This window comes from Streptomyces viridochromogenes, assembly GCF_001270495.1.
Taxonomy (GTDB): Bacteria; Actinomycetota; Actinomycetes; order Streptomycetales; family Streptomycetaceae; genus Streptomyces; species Streptomyces viridochromogenes_A.
The window spans coordinates 22,728-47,930 of the sequence record NZ_LGUR01000207.1 but is presented as its reverse complement, the minus strand read 5'-3'; the positions used below and the strand labels follow the sequence as shown (position 1 = coordinate 47,930).

Sequence of the window (25,203 nt, the reverse complement as noted above, 5' to 3'; positions counted from 1 at the left end):
GCCGCAGCGTCCACCGCAGGCGCCGGCCCTCCCTGCCGTCTATCGCTCACGCACCGGTTCGGCCAGGCCGAGCGCTCAGACCCGAGCACGCCGGCGGTGCGCCGAACTCCGTGGCCGCGATCTGGACCCCACCGCGGCGGCCGCTCACCCTTGGTCCCGTGGTCCGTCGACCGGTGCCTCCAACAACCGGTCCAGCTCGTTGCCGGCCTCGTCGTACCCGGCGTCGGAGATCCGTTGCAGCTCGCGCAGGTCGCCGGTCGCCACCGCGCGTCGCGTGAGCAGGAAACCGGCGTGCATGGACCCCTCGTCCAACAGCTCGCTCAGCTCCCCGAGGTCGTCGGCTGCGTCGGCGAGGTCGGCCAGCCGGTCCAAAGCGGTCTCGTTGCCCTCGTCTGCCAGCTCGCGCAGGGTCTGCCGATCGACATTCATGTTCGCCATGACGCCATGCTGCAACCCTGCCCCAGGGGAGGGGGCAAGTGGGACCATGGCCGGGTGATCACCATCGGGCAGCTGGCGAGGTACGTCGGAGTGTCGATCAAGACCGTCCGTGTCTACCACGACAAAGGGCTGCTCCCCGAGCCCGACCGCGATGCGTCCGGCTACCGGCGATACGGCGCCGACGATGCCATCGCCCTGATCAAGATCCGCACTCTCGCCGAAGCCGGCGTCCCCCTGGCCCGTATCCGCGACCTGAGGTCAGCGACCGACGAGGAGTTCCAGCAGGCGCTGCGCGAGATCGACGACGAGCTCACCGCCCGCATCCGTGGCCTGCGGGCAACGCAGGGGCGCTTGCGCCGGCTCGCCGCCGGGCGGCTGGCGCCGCTGCCCGCCGAGGTCGGTGCCCACCTGGAGGACCTGACTCGCTGGGGATTCACCCCTCGTTGGGTGGACCTCCAACGCGACTTGTGGATCCTTGTGTTCGCCACCCACCCGGACCGTGCGATCACCCTGTTTCACGACCAGGCCGACACCCTGGCCGACCCGGCGCTACGGCGGCTCTTCCTCGACTACGACCACGCGCACGACCTCGACGCCGACGACCCCCGCATCGACGACCTCGCCCGCCGGATCGCCGAGGCGACCCAGGAACGCTACGGACCCGACGAACCGCCCCAGCTGGATGCAACCTCCGACATCCCCGCCCTCATCCAGGGCACGGTCAACGCCGCGTCGCCGGCATGGCGGCGCCTCGACACGCTCATCCGCGCACACCCGGACGCATGACCCGCGGGTCGGACGCCCAGTCCACTCGTCCGCGTCGCCGAGCTCGCTCCCGATCGCGACAATGGGCGGAGGCAAGCACTGGCGCGGATGTTCTTCTCTCTGCGTGCGCACTACCCGGGGCTTGTGGATCATTGGATGCATACGCTGACCGCCGTCGGTCCGTTTGGGGACACCGTATGTCTTCACGTGGGCAGTCGTAGAGGGACAGGAACGAACGTCGGAAGTCGGAACTCGACGTCAGCCGTGCCCTGGGGCGGGGCGGGGAACTGCATGTACACGGGTACGGTCTCGCCCGCCTTGAGCAAGGACAATCCTGTGGTCGTGAGGGGCCGGCCGTCCGTGTCGCGGAGGACGTAGTAGACCTTCCGCTCGGCGGTGTCCACAAGCGTCGCACCGCCCAGGGATGGGCCGTTCCTGACGATCTCCAGCTCGTTTCCGCGCAGTTGGGCGGGAACGACAGCCGTTTCGGATCCTTCGTTGCGAAGCGTGCCTCTGACAGTGAGGAAAGTTTGAGAGGAGCTCCGGCGTACTTCGGTGATCGTGAGGCGGCCGTCTTCCACGACGTGAATGTCGAAGGGCTTCTCCGCGATGCTGTAGGACGCACCAAGTTCCTTGAGCCGGTCCTCCAAGGCTGAAGGGGACGGCGTGCGCCCGCTGGGCGAGTTCCTCCTCCCGCCAGGAGAAGCCGGTGACCTTTCTGCCCTTCACCAGGGGCTCGCCGTCGCTCAGTGTGACGTCGAGCAGGCCGCACGGCCCGTGGCAGACGGCCGAGACGATCCGGCCGGTCTCGTAGAACCGTGCGACGAGCGTCTCCAGCGCCTGGCTCTGGTGATAGTCGAACATCACACCGTGACCGCCGGTGACGTCGACCTGGGACACGGTCACGGTTTCCTTGAGCTTGTCCATGAACAGGCGGTCGGCATACCGCTTGTCGGTGCCGAGGTCGCCGAGGACGGTGTGCGCGAGACTCTCCGGGTCCAGTGGCACGAGTCCGCCCTCGATGCCGGCGATGGTGACTGCGAATCCGGCCTGTTCTGCGACGTCGTAGAAGTGTGTCAGTTCACCCAGCCAGAGACCGGTGCGGTATCCGACCTTCTCGTACTCGCATGCGGTTCGTGCGGGGCATGGGACTCCTTCCGTCGAGCATGGTTTGACAGTGAGGGCGGGGTCTCGATCGAGTCGACGCGGGAAAGATCTGTTCCGTCAGGCAGAAGGTGCACCGGTGAGGACTGCCACCCGGCCGGTGTCGAGTGAGTAGTAGGCGCTGACGACGGCGAGGTCGCCCTTCTTCACGAGTGGGGCGAGGTCGGCGTCGGACCTTAGGCCGGCGGAGGTCTGCGACGTCGGACCGGAAGGGCTCGTCGAGGGCGATGGCGGCGTGGTAGGCGGCGAGCGGCAGCGGGGTCGCGTACACGGTGGTCCTCCCGGCGGGTGGGCGCACGCCGCCGTGCCCTCACTCGTGGGCTGGTGGGGGCACGGTGGCGTGTGAGGGCAGCCTTCAGGCGGGTTCGAGGGTTCCGGTGTGGAGTTCGGCGACTCGGCCGTTGTCCGTCTCGTAGGTCCAGAAGGCGTGGATGGTTCGGGTGTTGAGGTTCATGAGGTGGGTGACCGTCATGCCGGAGGCTTCGACCCAGCCGAGCATGAACAGGCCGGGGCCACCTCGGCGGTGTGGAGGTCGACGGTCTCCTCCGCGCCCTTGGTCGGGCCGTGAAAGGGTCTCGTAGCGCAGGCCGGTGCCGGGGCGTGTCAGAACAGGCCGTTGCCGTGGGGCAGTTCGGCCGGGATCGGGGCGACGACGTCCCAGTGCTCGACGATCTTGCCGCCCTGGACGCGGAAGAGGTCGTAGTAGGCGACGGGGACGCCGAACTCGCCCTCGGACTGGAGCAGGACGAAGTCGCCCTCGGCGATGACCTTGTGGACGGTCTTGTAGACGAGGTTCTTGCCCTGTTCGGCCCACTGCGCGGCGGCGGCGCCGAAGCCGTCGAGTCCGTCGGCCGCCTCCGGGTTGTACTGGTGGTAGGTCTCGGTCGAGATGTAGTCGGTCAGGACCGAGTAGTCGGCGCCCTTGAGGACCTTCTCGGCGAACTCCGCCACCAGGGCGCGGTTGGCCTCGGTCCGGTCCAGGTCGGCGGGCTCGGTGGGGCCGTCGGTCTGGGAGCGGCCGGAGACGGTGTCCTCGACCAGCGGGGTCAGGGCGTCCCAGTGCTCGGCGAGCTTGCCGTCGGCGTCGACGCGGAAGATGTCGAAGGCGACCAGCGGGTCGGGGCCGAAGCCGTGGTACGTGCCGTGCAGGGCGACCAGGTCGCCGTCGGTGATCACCCGGGCGCCCTCGTACCGGAATCCGTCCGGCAGGCCGGCGACCAGCTGACGCAGGGCCTCGGGGCCGTCGGCGGCCAGGGCGCTGTGCTGGCGGTAGTCGGCGGCGACCCAGCGGTCCACCACGCTCGGGTCCTTCTTTCCGAACAGCTCACCGGCTGCGGTCAGGACGGTGTTCTTGGCGTTGCTCATGATGGTTCTCCGTGTGAATCGAAGGCTTGGAAGGGGTGGTCAGGCACTACAACAGGCCGTCGACCATCTCGCCGGCGAGTTCCACGCACTCGGACACCTGCCCCTGGAGATCCACACCGCGACCCTGCGCCACCTACTGGCTGTACTCGTCCTGCGACTGGCCCACCTCACCGCGCCCATCGGCAGCCCCGCCCCCGAACCTGACGCCACCTACCTGCGCTTCCGCGACGCCGTGGAACAGGACTTCGCCCGCACCCGCCGGGTCGAGGACTACGCCGACGCGCTCGGCTACTCGCCCCGCACCCTCTCGCGCGCCACCCTCGCCTCGGCCGGCCTGGGGGCCAAGGAGTTCATCGACCGCCGGGTCGTCCTCGAAGCCAAGCGTCTCCTGGCCCACAGCGATCAGAGTGCCGCCCGAATTGCCGACCGCCTCGGCTTCTCCAGCGCCACCCACTTCAGCAAGTACTTCCACCAGCGCACCGGCCAGACCCCGATCGCCTTCCGCGGCACGGTCCGCGGGCACACGCCGAGATGAGCGTCGCCCATCCCGCAGTAACACCCGCCCTCGGCGGACGATGGGCACCGGGCATGTGCCCACAGGCGCACCACGGTTCAGACGCGATGCCGATCGCTCCGGGCCGCCGGTCCGGGCCACAGACCCGTGCCCAGTACCACTTCCAAGCGGGCGAGAGTCCCCAGGTCGGGCAGGGCCATTCCACGGAGCAGTTGGCTGATGGTCGCGTGCGAGACCCCGGCTTTGTTCCCCAGGGCTTTGAGGCCGATCTCGGATGCCTCCATTGCCTCTGCCAGGTTCCGTGCGAAGGCTTGGCCGTAGTGCGCGTTGATGGGAGCGTCCTGTACGAGCCGGGTACACGGCCAATTGCCGGAGGCGACGTAGGTCATCGGCAGTTGATCGTTGTTGCTCTGCTCAATGGCTCACCCACTGCGGGCGAGCTAAACTGGCGTTGCCCTAACGGAGTTTGGCGGACACGAACACGAGTAACACGGAACGTCGGGTCCGGCTGAGCTTCCTCAGTCAGGAGTTCTGGTGAGACTGTAGGGGCAAAGTCCGGCCGCACTGAATGGGCAAGGAGTGGGGCTGGGGGACTGTAGCCCCGTCGGAAGCATCGGGAAATGAGCCCCGCGCCACGGGGAGGACCCGGCTTCTGCGTTCGTTGTGCCCGTCTCCCCCGCGGATGGGGGCGGCCCTCTTCTCGCGATCATGATCGCTGCGATGTTCGTGTTGTCTGAGACGATTGTGGATATGACGGACGCGTCCACCGCCCGAAGGCCCTCGATGCCGTCCACGGTCACGTCCGGGGCAACCGCGTGGTCGGAGCCGATGCCCATGGCACAGCTGCCGACAGGGTGGAAACTCGACCCGGCGGCCAGCGCGAGGAGGGCGCGCTGCGGGCAGCGTTGAGCGGGGAAGCGCATTCAGCGGCGGTCACGCGGATCGGGAACCCTCGTCAGGAGCGAGCCCCGCCTCGTCTCGCTTAGTGATCATCCGTGTGCAGTGCGGTGCTTGTGCCGGGATTCCTGCCGATGGGGGTTGCAGCGCATGCGGTACGGGCGTTCCCTGGAAGTATCGAGTGGTGAAGCAAGAGCGCCTGGGGCTACGACACGGACCGAGGGGTTTCGTCCAGTTGCGTGTTCTCCCGGCAAGGGCCTCGGTAGGGCGGTCGTCGTCACCCAGCGTTCGCCGCGGAGGTGATCCAGGTGAAAGCCGTCGTCTATGAGAAGCCCTTCAGCGTCACCGTCAGGGACGTCGACGATCCGCAGATCCAACATCCGAACGACGTGCTGGTACGCGTCACATCGACCGCTATCTGCGGATCGGACCTGCACATGTACGAGGGCCGCACGGCCGCCGAGTCGGGCATCGTCTTCGGACACGAGAACATGGGCATCGTCGAGGAAGCCGGCGCCGGTGTGACTTCGCTGTCCAAAGGTGACCGCGTCGTGATGCCGTTCAACGTCGCCTGCGGATTCTGCAAGAACTGCCTCGCCGGGAAGACCGGCTTCTGCTTGACGGTCAATCCGGGCTTCGCCGGCGGAGCCTATGGCTACGTGGCCATGGGCCCGTACAAGGGCGGGCAGGCAGAGCTCCTGCGGGTGCCCTTCGCCGATTTCAACTGTCTGAAGCTGCCGTCGGGCAACGAGTTCGAGACCGATTTCGTGCTGCTCGCCGACATCTTCCCGACCGGCTACCACGGATGCGAGCTCGCCCAGGTGATCCCCGGAGAGAGCGTGGCCGTCTTCGGTGCCGGACCGGTCGGGCTGATGGCTGCGTATTCCGCGCTGCTGCGCGGAGCGTCGAAGGTGTTCTCCGTTGACCGGGTGCCTGAGCGGCTCGCCAAGGTCGAGGAGATCGGAGCCATTCCGATCGACTTCACCAAGGGCGACCCGGCCGAGCAGATCAAGGAACAGACCGGAGGCGAGGGAACGGACAAGGGTGTCGACGCCGTCGGCTACCAGGCCCAGGCGCACGACGCGAGCCATGAGGAACCCGCCGTCGTCCTCAACACACTCGTCGAGACGGTGCGGCCGACGGGCATGCTGGGCGTACCGGGCCTGTACGTGCCGTCCGACCCGGGCGGACCCGACGAGAACGCCAAGCACGGTCAGCTGTTGGTCTCCATCGGCAGGATGTTCGAGAAGGGCCAGCGGATGGGCACTGGTCAGTGCAACGTCAAGCAGTACAACCGCCAGCTGCGTGACCTGATCATCGCGGGGCGCGCCAAGCCCAGCTTCGTGGTCTCCCACGAACTGCCGCTGGACCAGGCGCCGAGCGCGTACGAGAAGTTCGACCAGCGGATCGAGGGCTACACCAAGGTCGTACTGCATCCCGGTCACGCGCTCGCGGCATAAGAGCGGGAAGGAAGCCACAGGTGTCCGGCCGCAGTCAGGCCGGACACCGAGTGCGCACTCGCCTTGCGGTGGGTGCGCACAAGTGCCCGGCTCACGCACGTCGCGTACGCGGCTGCGGTCAACTACGCCCTCGCAGACCCATGGCCCGTGTGGGGCAAAGAGGCAGTCATGGCTGAGCAACCGATCAACCCGACGGATGCACACGGGTCGGCGGGCGTCCCTCCGCCCTCATCGGATCCGACCTCGTCAGGCCCCAAGAAGTCCAGCGTCGGAATTCACGGCATCATCGAATCAGCGCGGTATTCCATGGGCGAGATGGGGCCGAAGCGGAGTCTGCAGACGCTGCTGACCGTGAACCAAGTCGGCGGTTTCGACTGTCCGAGCTGCGCATGGGGCGAACCCGATCCCGACCACCGGAAGATCGCGGAGTTCTGCGAGAACGGCGCTAAGGCCGTCGCCTGGGAAGCCACGCGCAAACGCGTCGACGCGGCGTTCTTCGCCGAGCACTCCGTCGCTGCTCTGCGGGAGCGGGACGGTCGCTGGCTGGAGTCACAGGGCCGGCTGGCGCAGCCGATGCATCTCGCCCCCGGCGCGACCCACTATGCGCCCATCCCGTGGGAGGGCGCGCTCGCGCTCACCGCCGATCGCCTGCGCGGCCTCGCCGATCCAAGCCGTGCCGTCTTTTACACCAGCGGTCGGACGAGCAACGAGGCCGCCTTCCTCTACCAGTTGCTGGCGCGCAGGCTCGGCACGAACAATCTGCCGGACTGCTCGAACATGTGCCACGAGTCGAGCGGGGCTGCCCTGAGCGAGACCATCGGCGTCGGAAAGGGCCTCATCGCGCTCTCCGACATCACCGATCACGCAGACTTGATCATCGTGGTGGGCCAGAACCCCGGCACCTGCCACCCCCGTATGCTCACCGCGCTCGAACAGGCCAAGCGGCGCGGCGCCCGCATCATCGCCGCCAACCCGCTCCCCGAGGCCGGTTTCGGCCGCTTCCACAACCCGCAGACCGCGCGCGGCCTGGTCGGCCCGGGTACGAAGCTCGCCGACCGCTGACACGATGGCCATGGTGCACGCATCGCGCGGACGGCTCCTTCCCGGATCACCGCGCCTGCGCAGCGAGGTCGCGATCATCGCCGATCTCGGGCACGCGCTCTTCGGCGACGACCTCGGCTGGCGCATCATGCGCGACGACTACGCCGTGATCCGCCGCCACATCGAGCATGTGGTTTCCGGATTCCATGCCTTCGAGCAACGCGTCCGGCAGCCCGGCGGCTTCATGCTCCCCCGAGCACCGCGCGACTCCCGCACTTTCCCCACGCCGACCGGCAAGGCGCGCTTCACCGTCAACCCACCGACCGCGCCCGAAGTCCCGCCGGGGCACTTGCTGCTGACGACGGTACGGTCGCACGACCAGTTCAATACCACCGTCTACGGCCTCGACGACCGTTACCGCGGCATCATTGGGTTTGATTTCATCCAACCGGACGGCGGCGGCCCGGACGCGTTCGTCCACTTCTCCGCCGTCCAGGACGAGGCTTCAAGGAGCTGCAGGAGGGGGACAATGTCGAATACCAGGTCACCCAGGGGCCCAAAGGGCAGCAGGCGGAGCAGGTCTACCGACGGTACCCCCCCGTCGCTCTCTCCAGCTAAGTGACCGCTGGCCCAGGGCGCCTCATCGATCACGTCGGTCAGTAGCGGCGTCCCGCTCGCCCGCGACTACCGCTGGGGGATGGCGAGTTCGCGGCCACGGTAGAAGCCTTCCCGCTCCTCGACGACTTACGGGGCCATGGCCACCCGCCGCCGGGCCTCCGGCTCGGAGGCCCGTCAGGAGTCGCATGCCTGCTCGGAGTGCCAGAACGACACGCCGGTGATCATGTGGTGGCAAAGTCTGGCCGCACCGAATGGGGCAAGGAGCGGGGCTGGGGAACTGTGCCCCGTGGGCTTGGCGCGTGCTGAATCCTGTAGGAGCTCTGTCAGCAGCCTCTTGGGCGGCTGGCTGTATGCGGCGACCGGGAAGCCCGGAAGGAGCGCGTTTCGGCGTCGAGCAGAGCAGCGGACTCATAATCCGTCGGCCGTGGGTTCGAGTCCCACCCGCCCCACCAGCGCTCAGCCATGGAGAAACGTTCTTACCTGCGAAAACGCGGTTTGAAGGGCGTCTTGTGTGAGGCGGTTGCTTGGAATCGGTGTGGCGAACGGTCGTCTTCGCACGTCTCACGTCGGCTCTGAACCCTTGTGACCTGGGCTTTAGGGGTGGGATCGGTGGTGTGGCCGTCCCACCCGTCCACCATGGGTTGCCTTTGAAGGAGCGTTTTAAGCACGGGTAAGGGGTTGTCGCCCCCGGAGGATCATGAAGTTCAGGACTCCCTGGAGACAGGGAATCCTGAGGCGCCGGGGGCAGCTCTTGACCGGGGGCACTGATTCTTACCACCCCGCTGCCCCTGAACGGCGTATCTCCCCCGGGGCCTCGTGCGTGACGGTCTGTTGAGGATGGAGTGGTTGAGGGGCGCGGGGCTGCCTTGGGCCGATGCGGGGGAGTGGCTGGTCATCGAGGACGCCCCCTCCAAAGTACGGTCCGGGCTGGGCACGGAACGGATGACTGGGGAGGCCTGCCCGCACGGCATGCAGCATCTGTTGTGCCGGGCCGCTTGGGATGCCGAGGCCTTCCGCGACGACGTGCGCGCATACGTCGTCGAGCACCTCCACGACGAAGCCCGCGGTGCCGTTCGACCTTTTTTCCAGGGACGGCGCAGGTCGACCGCCAGGGTGCCTGGCGAGGCGGACCTGGGTGTGGGCAGCGATCAGCGGCCCGGTCCACCCGGGAGCGCGCCCCCGGGCTGTGCGGCACCTGGTCGGGGGCGCCGCACAGCCCCGGCTGGAGCGTCAGGACGGCAGGCGCCACTGCTGGCTGGTGCTGCCGTTACAGGTCTCGATCACGAGTGGGGTGCCGTTGCTCGTGCCGCCGCCGGAGGGGGTGAGGCACTTGCCGAAGGCCTTCAACTCATCGGTGTCCTGGTCGTACGTCCACTGCTGTGAAGGGCTGCCGTCGCAGGTATGGATCTGCACGGGTGTCCCGTCGGCGCTGGAATCGCCGCGCACGTCCATGCACTTGCCCGTGGCCATCACGGTGCCGTTGCCGGGACGCACCCAGTCCTGCGCGACGGTGCCGTTGCAGTCCCAGATCTGGAGCGGCGTCCCGTCACTGTTGTCGCCCCACTGGATGTCCACGCAGCGGCTGGTCTCGGCGGCCGGGGTGATCAGCCCGGTGCAGCTGAAGGGCTTGGGTGTCGCAGCCGGGTGGCGGGTCGGGATCCTCAGCGGCGCGGCGGCGGTGACCCGGTGCAGGGTGCCGGCTCCGTCGCGTACCGCCAGCGGGGGGCCGGAGCGCAGGGTCAGCTTCGTGGTCTGCTGTCCGACGGAGATGTCGAAGGTGCTGCCGTGCCACTTCACCCCGGTGACATCGACGCCCGGCAGCTGGGTCGGCAGGAACGGATCGACGGTGACGGCGTCGGTTCCCCAGCGCAGCCCGGTGAACCCGTAGAGGAATTCCTGCAGGTAGCCGCCCTGGCCGGTGGTGAAGTTGAACGCTCCGCCCCTGCGGGTCTCGTACCACTGGTTGAACGGGGCGGCCTGGTACGGATCCGCGCTGTAGCGGAGGTAGTCGTAGACCTGGCAGCCCGGCGATCCGAGGGCCGCGCTGTTGATGGCGGCGATCGCGTCCGTCATGGACGGGCCGTTGGGGTCGGTGCGCCCCTTGTAGTAGTCGAGGTCGTTCTGGGCCAGGCTGGGCGACATCGGCACCGCCCAGGGGTATTGCAGCAGGGTGACGTCGGCCTGCTTGACGGTCTGCCCCTTGTAGCCGTCGAACTCGGGGTGGATGTTGAGTGCCGTGTCCACCGGGATCTTCAGGCCGTCGGCGACCTTCTTCCACGCCGGATCGGCGGTCCGGCCCACAAGGTGCGCGGCGCGGATCGCGATGCGCAGTGACGCCTGTGCGCCGGCGTTGGTGGTCACGCTGTTGTCGACCGGGTAGTAGTACTCGTCCGGCCCCATGACGTCATTGATGTCGTATCCGCCGGAGGAGTCGGGTACGGCGCGGGTGGCCCAGTAGTCGGCGATGCCCTCCAACACTGGCCACGCCTTGTCCCGCAGCCATCTCTTGTCGCCGGTCACCTGGTAGTACTGCCACTGCGCCAGGGCGATGTCGGAGTTGATGTGGATCTCGTACGTGCCCCACGGGTCCGGGGCCGTCTCCTTGCCGGTCAGCGCGCTCTCCCAGGCGAACTTGGCGCCCTTGATCGGCTGGCTGGGCGTGGACAGCCTGGCGGCGTTCTCCCGCGCCACGGACAGCGTCCTGTGCCGGTAGGAGTTCGCCGCGGCCGCTACGTCCGGGTACTGGGCCAGCAGCGCCGGGTACATCCAGGTCTCCATGTCCCAGAACACGTGGCCGTTGTAGCTGTCCGCGGACAGCCCACCGGGACTGGTGCTCCAGTTGACACCAGCGCGCATGCTCGCGAGCAGGTAGAACATGGACGCGTGGATCTGTGCGGTCATGGCGGTGTCACCGGGGATGGAGATGTTCGACTGCCACAGGCGTGACCATGCCTTGTTGTTGCGGTCGAGCGCGCGCTGGTAGCCGCCCTTGGCGGCGCGGGCCGCGGTGGTCGCGGCGGCCTGCTGCGGGGTCGCGGACGCAAGCTTCCGGTCGGTGTCGACGCTGGAGGCGATGCCCACGAACTTGGTGATCTGGATCGGCCGGCCGGCGCGGACGGGGAAGGCCGCGCTCTGCCCGGCGGTGCCGTCGTTGGTCGGGGCGATCGCCTGGGTGGGCACGGTTTTACCGTTGACGCGCAGGACGGAGTTCAGCCCGGCGGTGACCAGTTTCCCGTCGGTCACGACGGTTTGGGACAGGGTGCCGGTCCTGCCGCTCACGTGCGACTTGGTTACGGAGGCGTGGTGGAGTCCGCGGGCGTCGAACTCGTCCACGGCGGTGGCTGTCCCGCTCCAGTGCGGCACGGCCCGCAGGCTCACCGTGGCCAGATGGCCGTCCGCGCGGTTGGCGTTGACCTCGTAGTCGAAGCTGGTGGTGTCACCTGCGGGTGAGGTCCAGTCGAACGACGTGGTCAGCACTCCGGTGCGCAGGTTCAGCGACTGCCGGTACTTGCTGGTGGTGCCGTCGGTGGCAGGGTCGATCGTCGTCGGTGGCTGTGCGCCTCCGCCGCGGCCGAAGCGGAGCGTGGTCCAGGTCGGCAGGGCGGCCCGTTGCTCGTTCTGCTCGGTGCCCTCGGAGTAGAAGCCGGCGAGCTGGGACTGGGTGACGATGGGCGTGCTGCTGTATCCCTGTCCCGCCGCGGGCACCCGCGCGGCGAGGTAGCCGTTGCCGACGAACGTCGGTGAGTAGTTCTTCGACGTGTCGTTCGTGCTCAGCACCCAGCTGTCGTCGCCACTGTCCTTGCCCGGTTCGGATGCGGGCGAGGCCGGCACGGCGGCCGTGCCCAGGAGCAGGCAGCCGAGGGCCAGCCCGATGGACGTTCTCCTCCAGGGCTTCCGTGAGCGGGCGAGTGGATGGATGGCCGCCGACGGCACCGTGGACTTCGCGGCCCGGTAGTGGCCCCGGGTGCCGGATCCGGCGTGGTCACTCGGCCGGATCGCCTTCGGGACCGCGGCAGTCGCCACGGCCGTCAAACGGCCCCAGGCCGACCTTCGGCGTGAGGTACCGGGCCTCACTCCTGCGTCGTCCCGGGCATCGCTGTGCTCCGTCACTGGATCCTTCATTGGAACACCACCTCCTCGTGGTGGGAACGCGTGGCTGTGTCACGACGGCCTGGCGATGCGAGGCCGACCTGTGGCGCGAGGCCCCCTCGGGCGATGTCCCCGGTGTGTGCACGGACGCGGAACGGCGTGCCGTCGATCAGGGGGACGGTGGCGGCTTCGGGGGCCGGGGGCGGGGGTTCGGCGGTCTTGACGAGTTGGTGCACTGGGTTCCCTCCGCGGGTGGGGTCGGGTGGGTGAGCTGTGTGCGGCCGGAGCAGCACCCGTGGGGAGGTGTGCTGCTCCGGCGGTGCCCTGTGCGCAGCGAAGCGGCGGGAGGGCCGTGCGGGTCAGCTGATCGTGGCGGCGAAGAGGTGCAGGTTCGGGTTGTCGGGCAGGGTGATGGAGGCGACCTGCTTGCCCGCGGTGAGCGGGACCGCGGCCGCGAAGAGGCTCACGTGCTGGTCCTTCCGGGTGCCGTCGCCCTGGTTCAGGTACGCGGCGGTCGCGACGAGCGTGCCGCCGTCCACCGCCTGGTCCGCCCACCAGTCCGCGAAGGACACCCTCGCCGTGGATGTGGTGCCGTCGGTGTAGGTCACGGTGAGCTGCCCGCTCTGGGTGCCGCTCGCGCCCGCCCCGAGCAAGGACAGCTTCGTGCCCGAGCCGTTCATCCCGATGATCTGCCCGGCGGCGTTGACCTGGTTCGGCTTCCCGGGCGGGACATCGGGCCAGGTGAACGTTGATGTCCCGGCGGTGATCGTGCTGCCCGGTTTCACGCCGACGGCGGCCAGCGCCTGCGCCGAGTAGCTGTTCCCCCAGCCGTCGAAGTTGCCCGGCGAGGTGTCGGAGTCGTCGGTGACGCCGACCTTGTCGTACGCGGTGGCCAGGTCGCGGTAGGCGACGGTCAAGGTGGCGGAACCGCTCGGCTGTGCGCGGCGGTTGGAGCCGGTGAATCCGGTGGTCGCCGACAGTGTCGCGGCGCCGCCGGGTGTGTCGGCGGGCACTGTCACCGACCAGGTGGTCGACACCGTCTGCCCCGGGCCCACCCGCGGGAAGCTCTTCGGAGACTTGGCCGTGGCCTTCCAGCCGCGCGGCACGGTAAGGGCGGTGACGGCATTGCGCACGGGCACCGTGGCGCCGTTGGTGAACCTCGTGGTCACCGACACGTTGGAGCCCTGCTGCGCCGATGTCGGAGACTTCACCGTCGTGTACTGCGTGCCGTGGGTCACCGTGCGCGCGACGCGGAAGGTGTCCGAGAGCGGCAGGGAGCGCGAGGAGTCTCCGACCCGCACGGTGTAGGTGCCGGCTGCGAGCGTCCAGCCCTGCGCGGAGGTGTTCCAGTACGAGGCGTCCTGGGCGTTGATGTCGAACGTCACCCTCTTGGTCTGGCCGGGCCGCAGGTGGACCTTCTTGAAGCCCTTCAGCTGCCTGGGCGGCTCACCGGTGGTGGCCGGAGCGCTGAGGTACAACTGCGCGACCTCGGCGCCCGCCCGCGACCCGGTGTTGGTCACGTCGACGCTTGCCCGTATGTGTCCGTTGCCCGGCAGCGTGGGTGCCGACAGGCGCAGGCCGGAGAACCTGAACGTGGTGTAGGACAGGCCGTGGCCGAACGGGAAGAGCGGGGTCAGCTTCTTCGCGTCGTACCAGCGGTATCCGACCTTCAGGCCCTCGGAGTACCGCACCTTGCCGTCCGTTCCGGGCCACTGTGCTTCCGTGGCGGCGGGCACCTGGTCGAGCGAGGTGGGGAAGGTGACGGGGAGTTTGCCGGACGGGTTGGTGTCGCCGAACAGAAGTGCGGCGATGGCGTTGCCGGCCTGCTGGCCCGGGTACCAGGCTTCGAAGACGCCCTTGACCTTGTCGATCCACGGCATGGTGACCGCGGAGCCGGTGTTCAGCACGACGATCGTGTGGGGGTTGGCTGCCGCGACCGCGTCGATGAGGTCGTTCTGGTCGCCGGGCAGGCCGAGGTCGGCCAGGTCTCTGCCCTCGGAGGCGTAGTTGTTGGCGTACACCACCGCGACGTCGGACTTCGCGGCCAGCGCCGCGGCCTGCTGCGTCAGCGCGGCGCTCGGCGGCATCCAGCCGAGGCTCACGGAGCCGCCGCCGCTGCCCTGGTAGTAGTCGACCTCGATCCGCACCGGCTTGCCCGCGGTCAGGTCGACCTTGGCCGTCTCGGTGGTCGCCCCCTGGTCGCGCCAGTTGTCGATGACCTGCTCGCCGTTGATGAACAGCCGGCTGCCGTCGTCGCTGGTGACTCCGAAGGTGTACGTGCCGGTGACCGGCGGGGTCACCGTGCCGGTCCACTTCGTCGAGAAGTTCGTGGCGGGCAGGCCGGAGACAGGCGTACCGAGCCAGTCGAACTTCACCTGCCGGTCGGTCCGCGTCGCGGCCGGTGTCCCCGACAGCGTGGTGTTCGTGTAGTACTCGCCCTTCAGGCCGTGGCCGGAACCCGACGGTGGGGTCAAGTACTGGCTGTCGATCGGAGGCAAGGCGCCGTAGTCGCCCGTGGTGCCGGCGTTGCCCTGCGCGTACCGCACGTCCACGCCGGATCCGGCGCGTGCCTTGATGCCGTCATACGGGGTGACGGTCCCGGTGCCGGCGACCGCAGCGCTGCCGCCGCCGCCGCTCATCGTGTTGTCCTTGGCACCGTTGCCGATCACCGCGATCGAGCGCACCTTTCTGTTGTCCAGGGGCAGGATCTTCCCGGCGTTCTTCAGCAGGACGGTGCCGTCCTCGGCGGCCTGCTTGGCGACCGCGACGTGCGCCGGGGTGGACGCGTGGGCGTCGGGGGTGTCCGCCGACGGGTGGTCGAAGAGCCCGAACCGGAACTCCTGGCGCAGGATGCGGGTGACCATGTCGTCGACGCGGCTCTGCGCCACCCGACCGTTCTGCACGGCCTGCTTGAGCGCGGCGCCGAAGAACGAGTCGTTCGGCATCTGCATGTCCATGCCCGCGTTGGCCGACTGCACGGTGCTGTGTGTGCCGTCCCAGTCGGAGGTGATGAACCCGTCGAAGCCGAAGCCGGTCTTCAGGATGTTGTTGAGGTAGGCGTTCTCGCAGGCGTACGTTCCGTTGACCGACGAGTACGAGCACATCGCCGAGGAGGGGCGCGCCTTGGCGACGATCGTGCCGAAGGCGGCGGTGTAGATCTCGCGTACCACCCGGTCATCGACGATCGCGTTGTCGGCGGGCGTGTTGCGGTTGGTCTCCTGGTTGTAGACGGCGAAGTGCTTGACCTGGGCCATGACGCCCTGCGACTGGATGCCTTCAATGTCGGCGGATCCCATTTCACCGGTGAGGTGCGGGTCTTCGCTGTAGGACTCGAAGGCGCGGCCCCACCGAGGGTCACGCACGATGTTGACCGTCGGGCCGAGGTCGACATCGACGCCCTTCGCCTTGTCCTCGGCCCCGATCACCTGCCCGTACGACTTCGCCAAGGAGGTGTCGAAGGAGGCCGCGACAGCGGCCGCCGCGGGAAGTTGGGTCGTGTCTCTCATCCGCACACCGACCGGGCCGTCCTGCATCTTCAGCGCCGGGACGCACAGCCGGGCGATGCCCGGAATCAGGCCAGCATACGAAGAACTGGCCGCGCCGTGCACCATCTGGATCTTCTCGTCCAGCGTCATCCGGGCGAGCACTTGCTCGGCGCGTTGCGTGGGCGTGGCGTTCTGTCCGACCCACGGGCAGTCGGCGGTCGCGGTCGCAGCCGGTGCGGTGGTGGGGACGATCAGGCTACCGCCGAGTGCGGCGCAGGCCGCAGCGAGCACGGCTGGCCATCTCATCAGACGCATGGCAATTCCTTTCGGTTCGTTGGGGGTAAGCCGCGCCGAACGTGCGTGACGCGTGCGACGAACGAGTTCCACCGCGGCATGCCCGAGTGGGACACGCTCGAGCCCGAGCGGGCTTCGGCCGCGGCTCGAATGGCGACTGGTCGGGATCGACTGTCATGGCGGCAGAGATGTGCTCGGCCCCCAATCACAGCGACGAGGCACCGCAGCTCGTTGAACCGTGGCAGCGATACGGATGTCATGGTCGGCTGAGGGTGAAACGGGCGCGAAGCAGGTCGGCGGCGCGTGAGTTGGGGCCGACGAGCAGGTCGAACGCTCCGGGCTCGACGGTCCGGCGCCCTTCGGCGTCGACCAGGGAGCATGCCGCGGCGGGGATCGACAGTCGAACCCGCACGCTGTCGCCGGGTGGGATTGCGACCTGCCGCCAGGCCTTGAGTTCCTGCTTTGCCCACGTGACGCTCGTGACCACGTCGCTGATGTAGGCCTGTACGGTCTCCAGTACCGGACGAGTGCCGGTGTTGGAGACGGTTACCTCGGCGCGCACCACGCCGTTCAAGGCCACGACTTCATCGAGGATGGCCAGGTCGGTGTACTCGATGGTGCTGTAGGACAGCCCCTCCCCGAAGGCGAAGAGCGGTTCCTGAGTCAGGTCGGCGTATCGGTCACCATGCTGGCCGCGCACCTGGTTGTAGTAGACGGGCTGCTGCCCGACATGGCGTGGCACGGTCAGGGGCAGGCGTCCCGACGGCTCGATGAGACCGAGGACGAGCTCGGCCACCGCCTGACCGCCTCGCATGCCCGGGTTGAACGCCTCGATCAGCGCTGCCGCCGCCAGCGCGGCGTCGGGGAGTACCGAGGGCTTGCTGTGGACCAGCACCACGACGACGGGTGTGCCGGTGGCGACGAGTGCCTCGACGAGGGCGACCTGTCCGCCCTGCAGCTCCAGGGTCGCGGTCGAGCAGGTTTCACCCGTCAACGCGACGGTGTCTCCGACGACGGCGACGACGTAATCAGCCGCGCGCGCGAGGCTCACCGCCTCCGCGATCTGAGCCTTGTCGACGGGGGCGGGCGCGAACAGGGGCGGACGTGGCTGTCCGTCGGGGTACACCGGTCCTTGCGGGTCCGGCACGACGTGCCCGATGTCGGCGCCGCGGGCGTAGGTGACCGTCCACCCGTCGGGAACGGCTGCGCGGAACCCGTCGAGCACCGTCGTGACGGTCTCGCGCGGGTGCCCGTCCGGCATCCAGTCCACCTGACCGGATGCGCCGGCCCAGTCGCCGAGCATGGCCTGCGGGTCGTCGCCGTTGGGGCCGATCACGGCGATCGTACGAGGGCCCCCGGTGGCGACGGTCCGGCCCTGACCGTCGACGGTCAGTCCGCCGTCGAGGGGCAAGGTGCCGTCGTTGCGCAGCAGCACCAGGGACCTACGGGCGACTTCGAGGTTGAGGGCGGTGTGCTCGGCGCACCCGATCACGTCGGCCTGGCGTGCCTGGTCCGGCGCGCGGGGGTCCTCGAACAGGCCCAGTTCCAGTTTCAGTCTCAGGATCCGCCGGACCGCCTCGTCGATCTCCTCCTCTCGCAGCCGCCCCTGCGTGACTGCCTCCTGGGCGCCCTCGAAGAAGTCGGGGGTGGTCATCACCAGGTCGTTTCCGGCCTGCACCGCGACCGTTGCGGCCTCCACGGCGTCTGCGCAGACCTGCTGCTCCCACACCATCCGGCCCACGTTGTCCCAGTCGGTCACGAGCGTGCCGGTGAACTCCCATTCGCCCTTGAGGACGTCGTTCAGGAGCCACCTGTTCGCCGTGATCGGGACCCCGTCCATCGCCTGGTAGCCGAGCATGAACGTGCGGCAGCCCTCGCGAGCCGCCCTCTCGAACGGCGGCAGGAACCATGAGCGCAGCTTGCGCCGGCTCAGGTCCGCCTCGCTCGCGTCGCGTCCGCCCTGTGTCTCCGAGTAGCCCGCGAAGTGCTTGGCGCAGGCCAGAACCGCTGTCGGGTCGTCCAGTCCCGCTCCCTGATACCCGCGGACCATCGCGGCGCCCAGCTCCCCGATGAGCAGCGGGTCCTCCCCGAAGGTCTCGTTCACACGGCCCCATCGCAGGTCGCGGGTGATGCACAGCACCGGCGAGAAGGTCCAGTGGATACCCGTCGCGGCTACTTCCACCGCGGTGGCCCGGGCCATGCGCTCGATGAGCTCGGTGTCCCAGGTGCAGGCCATCCCCAACTGCGTGGGGAAGATCGTGGCACCCGGCCAGAACGAGTGGCCGTGGATGCAGTCGTCAGCGACGAGCAGCGGGATGCCCAGCCGGGTGGCTGCCGCCAGCTTGACGGCAGCGTGCATGCGTTCGGGCGAGGCGTGCAGGATCGAACCGGCCAGCTTCGTGGCCACGGCGTCCTCCAAGTCGCCCCGGGCGTCCAGCTGCAGCATCTGTCCGACCTTTTCCTGCAGCGTCATGCGGGCGAGCAGATCCTCGAGGCGTTCCTCGAGCGGCCTCGAAGGGTCGCGATAGGCCGGCGAGGTCGTGGTGGCTGTGCCCGCGGGACGGTCTGGGCGAGAGGAATACTCCGCTCCTGCCCCCTGGCACGCGGTTGCCGGGTTCCGGTGTGGTTGTGAACTCATGAGTTCGATCTCCTGGGAAGCTGTCGAGACGGCGCATCCGGGTGTCGTCGCCCTCGGCCTGATGCGCCGCCACCACGACTTCGGTGATGACCGGCTTGCGGCGAGCAGCAACCGCGAAGTGGATGGTCAGGCAGCGGCCGGACTGCCTGTCGTGGCACCGGTGGACGCGGAGAAGGACTGAGAGCTTGCGGTCACGCTGTCCTCGACGCGTCGGCGAGGTCACTGGTGGGCAGCAGGTCAGGCCGGCGGGTTGGCAGGATCAGCGGCGCGCCCTGACGCAGTGGGTGTGTCGCGCCCGCGACCTCGACTGTCGTCGGGAGACCTCCGGTCAGCGTGATCGTGGTGTGCTCCGGGCCGATCGCGACGTCGAACTCGCGTCCCTGCCACAGCATCCGGCGCAGGGTGACCCCGTCCAACTGAGGTGGCAGGGTCGGGTCGAGCCTGAGTCGGTCCTCACGCCAGCGCATCCCGCTGAAGCCGTAGAGGAACACCTGCAGGAAACCGCCCTGTCCGGTGGTGAACGTGAACGCGCCTCCGTGACGCTGCTCGGCGAACTGGTTGAACGGTCCGCGCATGAACGGGTCCACGCTGCGCCGCATGAAGTCGTAGGCCGCGGACCCGGGCGTACCCAGTGCGGCGTGGGCGATGGAGTGGATGGAGTCGGTCATGGACGGCCCGTCCGGGTCGGTGCGCGGCACGTAGTAGTCGAGATCGTTCCGCGCGACCTCGGCGGGCATGGGGTGCTCCCAGGGGTACTGCAGCATCACCACGTCGGCCTGCTTGATGGTGTCGCCGTCGTAGCCGTCGTACTGCGGATGGATGGCCAGATCCTCGTCGTACGGGACCCGCAGGCCGTCGGCGATCCGTTCCCACTCCGTGTTCGCGGCCACGCCCACGACCTTTGCCGCCCGGGTGGCGATCCGCAGGGTCTCCGCGGCCGCGACGTTGGTGTACACGCTGTTGTCGACCGGGAAGTGGTATTCGTCCGGACCCATCACCTGTTTGATGTCGTAGCCGCCGTCGTCATGGGGAACGGCGGAGCTCGCCCAGAACTCGGCGGCACCCTTCAGCACCGGCCAGGCCTTCTCGGCGAGCCAGCCGCGATCGCCGGTGGCGAGGTAGTACTGCCAGTGGGCGAGCGCGACGTCAGCGGTGATGTGGTGCTCGAGGTCCCCCATTTCCCAGCCGGGTGGGGTCTGTTCGTCTCCGTGCAGCGCGCTCTCCCAGGGGAACCTCGCCCCCGCGAACCCTGTTCGGGTCGCGTACTCCTGGGCCGCGGCCAGACGCTGCTGCCGATAGGTGTTCATACCCGCCGCGATGGCCGGGTGCTGGGCCAGCAGCGCTGGATACATCCAGGTCTCGGTGTCCCAGAAGACGTGCCCGTTGTAGCCGTCGCCGGACAGGCCGCACGGGGACAGGCTCCAGTTCACCCCGGCGCGGGTGCTCTCCAGCAGGTAGAACATGCTCGCGCGGACCTGTAGCTGCAGCACCGGGTCCCCCAGGACCTCGATGTCGGCCCGCCACAGGTCGTCCCACGCCGCCTCGTGCTCGGCCAGCAGGTTCCCGTACCCGGTGTCCGCGGCGGCCGCCGCGGCGGCGCGAGCAGCCGACAGCGGGTCTTCGGAGTCCTGGGAGCCGGCCACGCCGACGTACTTGGTGACCGTGTACGTGCTGCCGGCCTGCACATCGAAGGCCGCCTGCACACCGACCGACTGGACCTGGTCGGTCTCGAACTCGGCGACGTGTGCCGCCACCCCGGTGGGCAGTTCCAGCCGTGACGCGAGCGCTGCGGTGACAGCCGTGCCGAGCGTCGTCACCGTCTCGTACGACTCGGCCGCCGTACCGTCGTAGCCCTTGCTCGACCGTTCGGTCAGCCTTGCGCTGGTCCCGTCGAAGACCCCGGCCACGCGTGCGCTGCCACTCCAGTGCGGTGTGAAGGTGAGTTGGACCGCGGCCACCCGATGGCGGGACCGGTGGACCAGTACCTGGTAAGTGAGATCGGTGCGACGGCCCGCCGGTGAAGTCCATGTCGCTTGTGTGGTCAGCAACCCGGCCCGCAGGTCCAGTGTCTGCCGGTAGTCGCTGACCGCTCCCTGCTCCGGGTCCTCCCCGTCACCTGCCCGTGCCGCCTGTGGCAGCCGGCCGTAGGTGCCCGACTCGTCGGAGAACGCGAGCGTGGACCAGGTCGGGATGTTCGCGTACTTCTCGACCGGCCCGTCCTGGGCGAAGAACCCGGCCAGATGCGCCTGGGTTTCGATCGGCGTCGTCGCGTATCCCGTCCCCGCCGCGGGGATCCGGCCGCCGAAATAGCCGTTGCCGAGGAAGGTCGGCGCGTAGTCGTCGTCGGTTTCGGTGGTGCTGAGCGTCCACCCGGTGTGCAGGGACCTCGCGGGTACCGGGTCGTGGGTGGGGTTGTCCTGGTCGGAGGGGTCTCCGTGGGGGGTCATGCGTGCCCTTCTCGGATGGGTGTTGTCGTGGGGTTCGTGCGTTAGGAGCGCAGGGTGGCCTGGGCGTGGCCCGGAGTTGGGGGGAACCGGCGTGGTGAACGTGCGTGGCTCAGGACTTGGAGCCGGACAGGGCGATGCCTTCGACGATCTGGCGTTGCGCGAACGCGAACACGATCAGCATCGGCGCCGCCAGCAATGTCGTGGCGGCCATCAGCGCGGGCCAGTCAGAGACGTACTGGCCCTTGAACTGGTTGACCAGCAGCGGCAGCGTGAAGTTCTCGGAGCTGTTGAGGAAGATCAGCGGGAAGAAGAAGTTGTTCCACTGCCCGAGGAAGGTGAAGATCCCCAACGCCGTGAGAGGGGTGCGCAGCAGCGGCAGGATGATCGTCACGAACCTGCGGACCCGGCCGGCGCCGTCGAGTTGGGCGGCTTCCTCCAACTCCACGGGGATGCCCTTGATGTACTGGCGCAGCAGGAAGACGCCGAAGGCGTTGAACAGTGCGGGCGGCACGATGATCGCGGTATGGGTGTCCACCCAGCCGAGCCAGCCCATGATGATGTACAGCGGGATGATCGTGAGCTGGCCGGGGACCATCATGGTCGCGAGGAAGACCATGAACAGCGGGCGGCGGCCCCAGAAGTCGATCCGCGCGAACGCGTAGGCGGCCATGGCCGAGGTGAGCAGGGAGACCGCGGTGACCGTCAGGGCGATGTAGGTGCTGTTCCAGAACCCGCGGACGAAGTCGGCGCCGCCCAGAGCGGTGCGGTAGCCCTGCTCGTTCCAGTCCTGGGGCAAGAGCTTGGGCGGCTGCACGAAGATCTCGCTCAAGGGCTTGAACGAGGAGAACAGCATCCAGGCGAACGGCAGCGCCATGCCGATGGCGCAGACGAGGAGGACCGCGTGCAGCAGCAGCCCACGACGGGCGGGCCGGCCGGAGCCGGAAGTGCCCTTGGCGGTCGTGCCCGCGCGGCTGATCGGGTTGGAGAAAGTACTCATTCTGTGTAGTGGACCCATCTCTTCTGGGCTGCGAGCTGGCAGCCGGTGACCAGGAGCAGGGCCAGGAACAGGAGGAAGGCGAGAGCCGATGCCTCCCCGAAGTCGAACTCACCGAAGGCGATCCGGACCACCTCGTAGACGACGGTGCGGGCGGAGTCCGGAGCCCTGTCGTCGAAGAAGATGTAGATGTAGTCGAACACCTGGAAGGAGCCGATGATCGAGGTGATGGAGAGGAACAGGATGGTCGGGGACAGCAGCGGGATGGTGACGTGCCGCAGCTTCTGCCACTCCGAACAGCCGTCCAGCACGGCGGCCTCCAGGAACGAGCGGTCGATGCCCTGCAGCCCGGCCATGAACATGATCAGCTGGTAGCCCAGGCCCTGCCAGATCCCGACGATCGCGAAGGCCGGGATGACGAACCGGGCGTCCTGCAGCCAGTTCGGTGCGGGCAGCCCGAACCCGCGCAGCGCGTTGTTGACCGGGCTGATGTCGGGGTTGAAGAGCCACAGCCAGATCGCCGCGACCGCGACCGAAGAGGTGATCACCGGGGCGAAGAACGCCAGCCGGTACACCGGGGTCAGCTTGCCGGCCCGCTGCATCAGCAGGGCGAAGAACAATCCCGTGAGCATCAGTCCCGGCACCTGCAACACCGTGAACCAGAGGGTGTTGACCGCCGCGCGCTGGATGCGCGGGTCGGACACGACGTCGGTGAAGTTGGACAGGCCGGCGAAGGACCGGGTGCCGAACCCGTCCCAGTGGTAGAACGCCAGCACCAGGGCGAACAGCAGCGGGCCGACCATGAACACCACCAGCCCCAGCAACTGGGGCGCCAGGAACAGGTATCCCGCGGCTGTGTCCCCGCCTCGCCGACGCCGGCTCCGTCGGTCCGGACGCGCGTCCGGGGCGACGTCCTGGTCCCCGGACCTCAGTTGCGCCCCGGCCCGGGAACCGGCGCTGCTGACGGCCATCAGGCGCCCCCGTTGATCAGCTTGACCACCTTGCCGCTGAACGACTTCGGCGTCTCGTTGCCCGCCTTGAGCATCTTGTCCACCAGCACCGGGAGCTCCTTGGCGACCTTCGCGTTGCCGGCGATGGCGCTGGGGACGGCGTAGCCCTTGGCTGCGACGTCGTTGAACAGGCTGCCGTGCGCGGGCACGTTGCCCTCGGTGACGATGTCGTCCAGGCCCTTGACCGATGGCACCGCGTTGCCGCCGCCGGACAGGCGGAACCTCTGCCCCTCGGCGTTCAGGAAGTTGCCGAGGAACTCCAGCGCCTTGGCCCGGTTCTTGGACTTGGCGTTGACCGACAGCGCCGCCGTGTTGACCGGTACCGGCATGACGTCCTTACCGGACAGGGAGGGCAAGGGGGCGATGTCGAAGCCGAACTTGACCTTCTTGACGTTCGGCAGGACGACGCGGGCGTAGGTGAGGCAGGCCAGCTGGCCGGCGTAGAACACCGCGTCAGTGAGCTGTCCCTGCGGGAGGGCGCCGGAGTAGGTGATGTTTCCCGACTTCAACTGCTCGAACAGCCACGCCAGCGCCTCCTGGGACTTGGGGTCGGTGTCGAACACCGCCTTTCCGGACTCGTCGAAGAGTGTCCCGCCGAAGGTGGACAACCAGCCGAACCAGTCGAGCCAGTTGCTGCCGTTGAGTACCAGACCCCTCTTCTTGGTGGCGCGGACCTTGTCGAGCAGGTCGGTCAGCGCGTCCTGGGTCCAGGTGCCCGCCTCGAACTGGGCGGCCGGGTCGGTGCTGACGCCCGCCTCGGCCAGGAGGTCCTTGTTGAACCAGAACACCATCGGATTGCAGTCCACCGGCAGCCCGAACAGCCCAGGGCTGCCGTCCGCGGGCCTGCACCAGCGGTACAGTCCCTCGTGGAAGTCATCGAGCTTGACCGCGGCTTTACCACTGTCCAGGTAGTCGGTGAGGTCGAGCACCTGCTTGGTCTCGATCAGCTTGGCCATGTAGATGTCACCGACGTAGAAGGCGTCCGGAGCAGCGCCGGCCGACAGTTGCGGCACCAGCTTGGAGAGGTAGTCACCCACGACCTGTTGGTAGGTGACCTTCACGCCCAGTTCCTTGGTCATCTCCTCGGAGAACCGACGGAACACCTCCGACTGGGGCGGCCCGTCCCAGCCCGCCCACTTCAGTGCAGGTCCACTCCCCGCGGAGCCACCGCCGCATGCCGCGAGCGCGGGCGCGGCGGCCAGACCGAGACCGGCAAACATGCCCGCCTTGAGGAGGTTGCGGCGGTCGACAGCCGAGGTGGCAGTCGCCTCCTTGATCGCATTCCCGTGTCTGAACACAGTCGTCCCTTCCGCTGACGGTACGTCGCCGTAGAGCAGCCCTTGATCGTTTCGCCGCGTCACGGCGCCTGGTCGAGCTTGGGCGCGGGTTCGCGGGCCCTCGGTGTCATCGATATGACTGCTGTGTTACCGATAAAACGGGGACCGTAGAGGCGTTTGCCGCAGCAAGTCAAGAGGTCTGCACCCACGAGACGGCGAGCGTCGCAGCGACCCCCGCACTGGGACGCCAACGGAGGGGCCCGGCATTCCCCCGGGTCATTTCGCTGGTATTCCACCAGGTCACGGACGTTCTCTGCGGTGCGAGGTACACGCATGACACACCCGAGGGACGCTCGACGACGGCCCCCAGCGATCCTGCGGCCTGATCTGCGCGACGAACGGGCAGGCGGGGCGAACATCCTTGACTGTCGCGCTTCATGCCCACCAGAATGGGCGGATGGGTTTTACCGATCAACCATCGGGTCCGAGGCGCGGTCGGAGACCGGTCGCTGAGGGAACGTCCGGGTCGTCAAGGCCGACCATGGCCATGGTGGCGGCGCGGGTGGGAGTTTCCAAGCAGACCGTTCACTACGCCTTGAACTCTCCGGACCGTCTCAGCCCCACAACGTTGCGTCGGGTCCTCAAAGCGGTCGACGAGTTGGGTTACCGGCCCAATCAGGCTGCGCGTTCACTGCGCACGCAGTCTC

The 25,203-nt window shown here is 68.3% G+C and carries 16 protein-coding genes and 6 pseudogenes; 7 read left to right on the top strand and 15 right to left on the bottom strand.

The genetic code is table 11. The annotated features are described in order from the left end of the window. Positions 1–144: 144 nt before the first annotated feature. Positions 145–438, bottom strand: coding sequence for a hypothetical protein (locus tag ADK36_RS25410; RefSeq protein ID WP_048580384.1), 294 nt, complete (start codon positions 436–438; stop codon positions 145–147). A gap of 54 nt (positions 439–492) precedes the next feature. On the opposite strand from ADK36_RS25410, the gene ADK36_RS25405 reads away from it, so the two are divergent. After that, the gene (locus tag ADK36_RS25405; RefSeq protein WP_053199180.1) at positions 493–1,224 is read left to right on the top strand and encodes a MerR family transcriptional regulator; all 732 of its coding nucleotides are present in this window, start codon (positions 493–495) and stop codon (positions 1,222–1,224) included. A gap of 182 nt (positions 1,225–1,406) precedes the next feature. On the opposite strand, the gene ADK36_RS50410 is transcribed toward ADK36_RS25405, so the two are convergent. From ADK36_RS50410 to ADK36_RS25390, 5 genes and pseudogenes are all read right to left on the bottom strand, one after another. Beyond that, the gene (locus ADK36_RS50410) at positions 1,407–1,853 is read right to left on the bottom strand and encodes a hypothetical protein (RefSeq protein WP_053084653.1); all 447 of its coding nucleotides are present in this window, start codon (positions 1,851–1,853) and stop codon (positions 1,407–1,409) included. A gap of 91 nt (positions 1,854–1,944) precedes the next feature. Further along, a pseudogene (locus tag ADK36_RS50405) lies at positions 1,945–2,226 on the bottom strand (DJ-1/PfpI family protein); the annotation flags it as partial. A 201-nt stretch (positions 2,227–2,427) separates the two neighbouring features. Further along, positions 2,428–2,559: pseudogene (locus ADK36_RS51260) on the bottom strand (carbonic anhydrase); the annotation flags it as partial. 163 nt (positions 2,560–2,722) lie between these two features. Further along, positions 2,723–2,953 carry a MoaF-related domain-containing protein gene (locus tag ADK36_RS51545; RefSeq protein ID WP_425315288.1) on the bottom strand — a complete coding sequence of 77 codons (231 nt, stop codon included), beginning with the start codon at positions 2,951–2,953 and terminating at the stop codon, positions 2,723–2,725. Positions 2,954–2,970: 17 nt separating this feature from the next. After that, the gene (locus ADK36_RS25390) at positions 2,971–3,732 is read right to left on the bottom strand and encodes a nuclear transport factor 2 family protein (protein WP_053199179.1); all 762 of its coding nucleotides are present in this window, start codon (positions 3,730–3,732) and stop codon (positions 2,971–2,973) included. A 43-nt stretch (positions 3,733–3,775) separates the two neighbouring features. Here ADK36_RS25390 and ADK36_RS25385 point away from each other — a divergent pair. Beyond that, positions 3,776–4,267: pseudogene (locus ADK36_RS25385) on the top strand (helix-turn-helix transcriptional regulator); the annotation flags it as partial. Positions 4,268–4,344: 77 nt separating this feature from the next. Here the strand turns inward: ADK36_RS25385 and ADK36_RS51540 are convergent. Next, complete coding sequence (locus tag ADK36_RS51540) at positions 4,345–4,635, bottom strand: helix-turn-helix domain-containing protein (protein WP_053084652.1); 291 nt, start codon at positions 4,633–4,635, stop codon at positions 4,345–4,347. A 129-nt stretch (positions 4,636–4,764) separates the two neighbouring features. Further along, entirely contained in the window at positions 4,765–5,169 is a 405-nt protein-coding gene (locus ADK36_RS46610) for a GMC oxidoreductase (protein WP_078916118.1), read from the bottom strand. A 282-nt stretch (positions 5,170–5,451) separates the two neighbouring features. Between ADK36_RS46610 and ADK36_RS25370 the strand changes: the two genes are divergently transcribed. From ADK36_RS25370 to ADK36_RS50400, 3 genes and pseudogenes are all read left to right on the top strand, one after another. Next, positions 5,452–6,603 (top strand): glutathione-independent formaldehyde dehydrogenase, encoded by a 1,152-nt coding sequence (locus ADK36_RS25370; RefSeq protein WP_053199290.1) that lies wholly within the window; start codon positions 5,452–5,454, stop codon positions 6,601–6,603. A gap of 168 nt (positions 6,604–6,771) precedes the next feature. After that, a pseudogene (locus tag ADK36_RS46605) lies at positions 6,772–8,077 on the top strand (molybdopterin-dependent oxidoreductase); the annotation flags it as partial. After that, positions 8,069–8,262: pseudogene (locus ADK36_RS50400) on the top strand (cold-shock protein). The pseudogenes ADK36_RS46605 and ADK36_RS50400, both read left to right, overlap by 9 nt. Before the next feature lie 1,230 nt (positions 8,263–9,492). On the opposite strand, the gene ADK36_RS25355 reads toward ADK36_RS50400, so the two are convergent. The 3 genes from ADK36_RS25355 to ADK36_RS25340 form a co-directional block, all read right to left on the bottom strand. Further along, complete coding sequence (locus ADK36_RS25355; protein ID WP_159391197.1) at positions 9,493–12,285, bottom strand: ricin-type beta-trefoil lectin domain protein; 2,793 nt, start codon at positions 12,283–12,285, stop codon at positions 9,493–9,495. 425 nt (positions 12,286–12,710) lie between these two features. After that, complete coding sequence (locus ADK36_RS25345; protein ID WP_159391196.1) at positions 12,711–16,142, bottom strand: glycoside hydrolase family 3 C-terminal domain-containing protein; 3,432 nt, start codon at positions 16,140–16,142, stop codon at positions 12,711–12,713. Positions 16,143–16,386: 244 nt separating this feature from the next. Then, positions 16,387–18,603: a glycoside hydrolase family 3 N-terminal domain-containing protein gene (locus ADK36_RS25340; RefSeq protein ID WP_234329864.1), complete on the bottom strand. Its 2,217-nt coding sequence runs from the start codon at positions 18,601–18,603 to the stop codon at positions 16,387–16,389. A gap of 163 nt (positions 18,604–18,766) precedes the next feature. Here ADK36_RS25340 and ADK36_RS25335 point away from each other — a divergent pair, with 163 nt between their 5' ends. Next, on the top strand, positions 18,767–18,949 hold the full coding sequence (locus tag ADK36_RS25335; protein WP_048580375.1) for a hypothetical protein: 183 nt from the start codon (positions 18,767–18,769) through the stop codon (positions 18,947–18,949). 10 nt (positions 18,950–18,959) lie between these two features. Here the strand turns inward: ADK36_RS25335 and ADK36_RS25330 are convergent, their stop codons facing one another. The 4 genes from ADK36_RS25330 to ADK36_RS25315 form a co-directional block, all read right to left on the bottom strand. Further along, positions 18,960–21,215, bottom strand: coding sequence for a glycosyl hydrolase family 65 protein (locus ADK36_RS25330; protein ID WP_053199171.1), 2,256 nt, complete (start codon positions 21,213–21,215; stop codon positions 18,960–18,962). A 109-nt stretch (positions 21,216–21,324) separates the two neighbouring features. Further along, a complete protein-coding gene (locus tag ADK36_RS25325; protein WP_078916114.1) occupies positions 21,325–22,212 on the bottom strand; it encodes a carbohydrate ABC transporter permease in 888 nt (295 codons plus the stop codon). Further along, positions 22,209–23,180 (bottom strand): carbohydrate ABC transporter permease, encoded by a 972-nt coding sequence (locus ADK36_RS25320; RefSeq protein ID WP_078916113.1) that lies wholly within the window; start codon positions 23,178–23,180, stop codon positions 22,209–22,211. The genes ADK36_RS25325 and ADK36_RS25320 overlap by 4 nt, the downstream gene beginning before the upstream one ends. Next, a complete protein-coding gene (locus ADK36_RS25315) occupies positions 23,180–24,517 on the bottom strand; it encodes an ABC transporter substrate-binding protein (RefSeq protein ID WP_199830240.1) in 1,338 nt (445 codons plus the stop codon). The genes ADK36_RS25320 and ADK36_RS25315 overlap by 1 nt, the downstream gene beginning before the upstream one ends. Before the next feature lie 436 nt (positions 24,518–24,953). Here ADK36_RS25315 and ADK36_RS51535 point away from each other — a divergent pair. After that, positions 24,954–25,160 (top strand): annotated as a pseudogene (locus tag ADK36_RS51535) (LacI family DNA-binding transcriptional regulator); the annotation flags it as partial. Positions 25,161–25,203 lie beyond the last annotated feature (43 nt).

Excerpts from the sequence above, each read along its gene's own strand:
- ADK36_RS25410 (WP_048580384.1), bottom strand. The coding sequence starts at position 438 with ATGGCGAACATGAATGTCGATCGGCAGACCCTGCGCGAGCTGGCAGAC.
- ADK36_RS25390 (WP_053199179.1), bottom strand. The coding sequence starts at position 3,732 with ATGAGCAACGCCAAGAACACCGTCCTGACCGCAGCCGGTGAGCTGTTC.
- ADK36_RS51540 (WP_053084652.1), bottom strand. The coding sequence starts at position 4,635 with ATGACCTACGTCGCCTCCGGCAATTGGCCGTGTACCCGGCTCGTACAG.
- ADK36_RS46610 (WP_078916118.1), bottom strand. The coding sequence starts at position 5,169 with ATGCGCTTCCCCGCTCAACGCTGCCCGCAGCGCGCCCTCCTCGCGCTG.
- ADK36_RS25345 (WP_159391196.1), bottom strand. The coding sequence starts at position 16,142 with ATGAGATGGCCAGCCGTGCTCGCTGCGGCCTGCGCCGCACTCGGCGGT.
- ADK36_RS25340 (WP_234329864.1), bottom strand. The coding sequence starts at position 18,603 with ATGACGCTGCAGGAAAAGGTCGGACAGATGCTGCAGCTGGACGCCCGG.
- ADK36_RS25335 (WP_048580375.1), top strand. The coding sequence starts at position 18,767 with ATGAGTTCGATCTCCTGGGAAGCTGTCGAGACGGCGCATCCGGGTGTC.
- ADK36_RS25330 (WP_053199171.1), bottom strand. The coding sequence starts at position 21,215 with ATGACCCCCCACGGAGACCCCTCCGACCAGGACAACCCCACCCACGAC.
- ADK36_RS25325 (WP_078916114.1), bottom strand. The coding sequence starts at position 22,212 with ATGAGTACTTTCTCCAACCCGATCAGCCGCGCGGGCACGACCGCCAAG.
- ADK36_RS25320 (WP_078916113.1), bottom strand. The coding sequence starts at position 23,180 with ATGGCCGTCAGCAGCGCCGGTTCCCGGGCCGGGGCGCAACTGAGGTCC.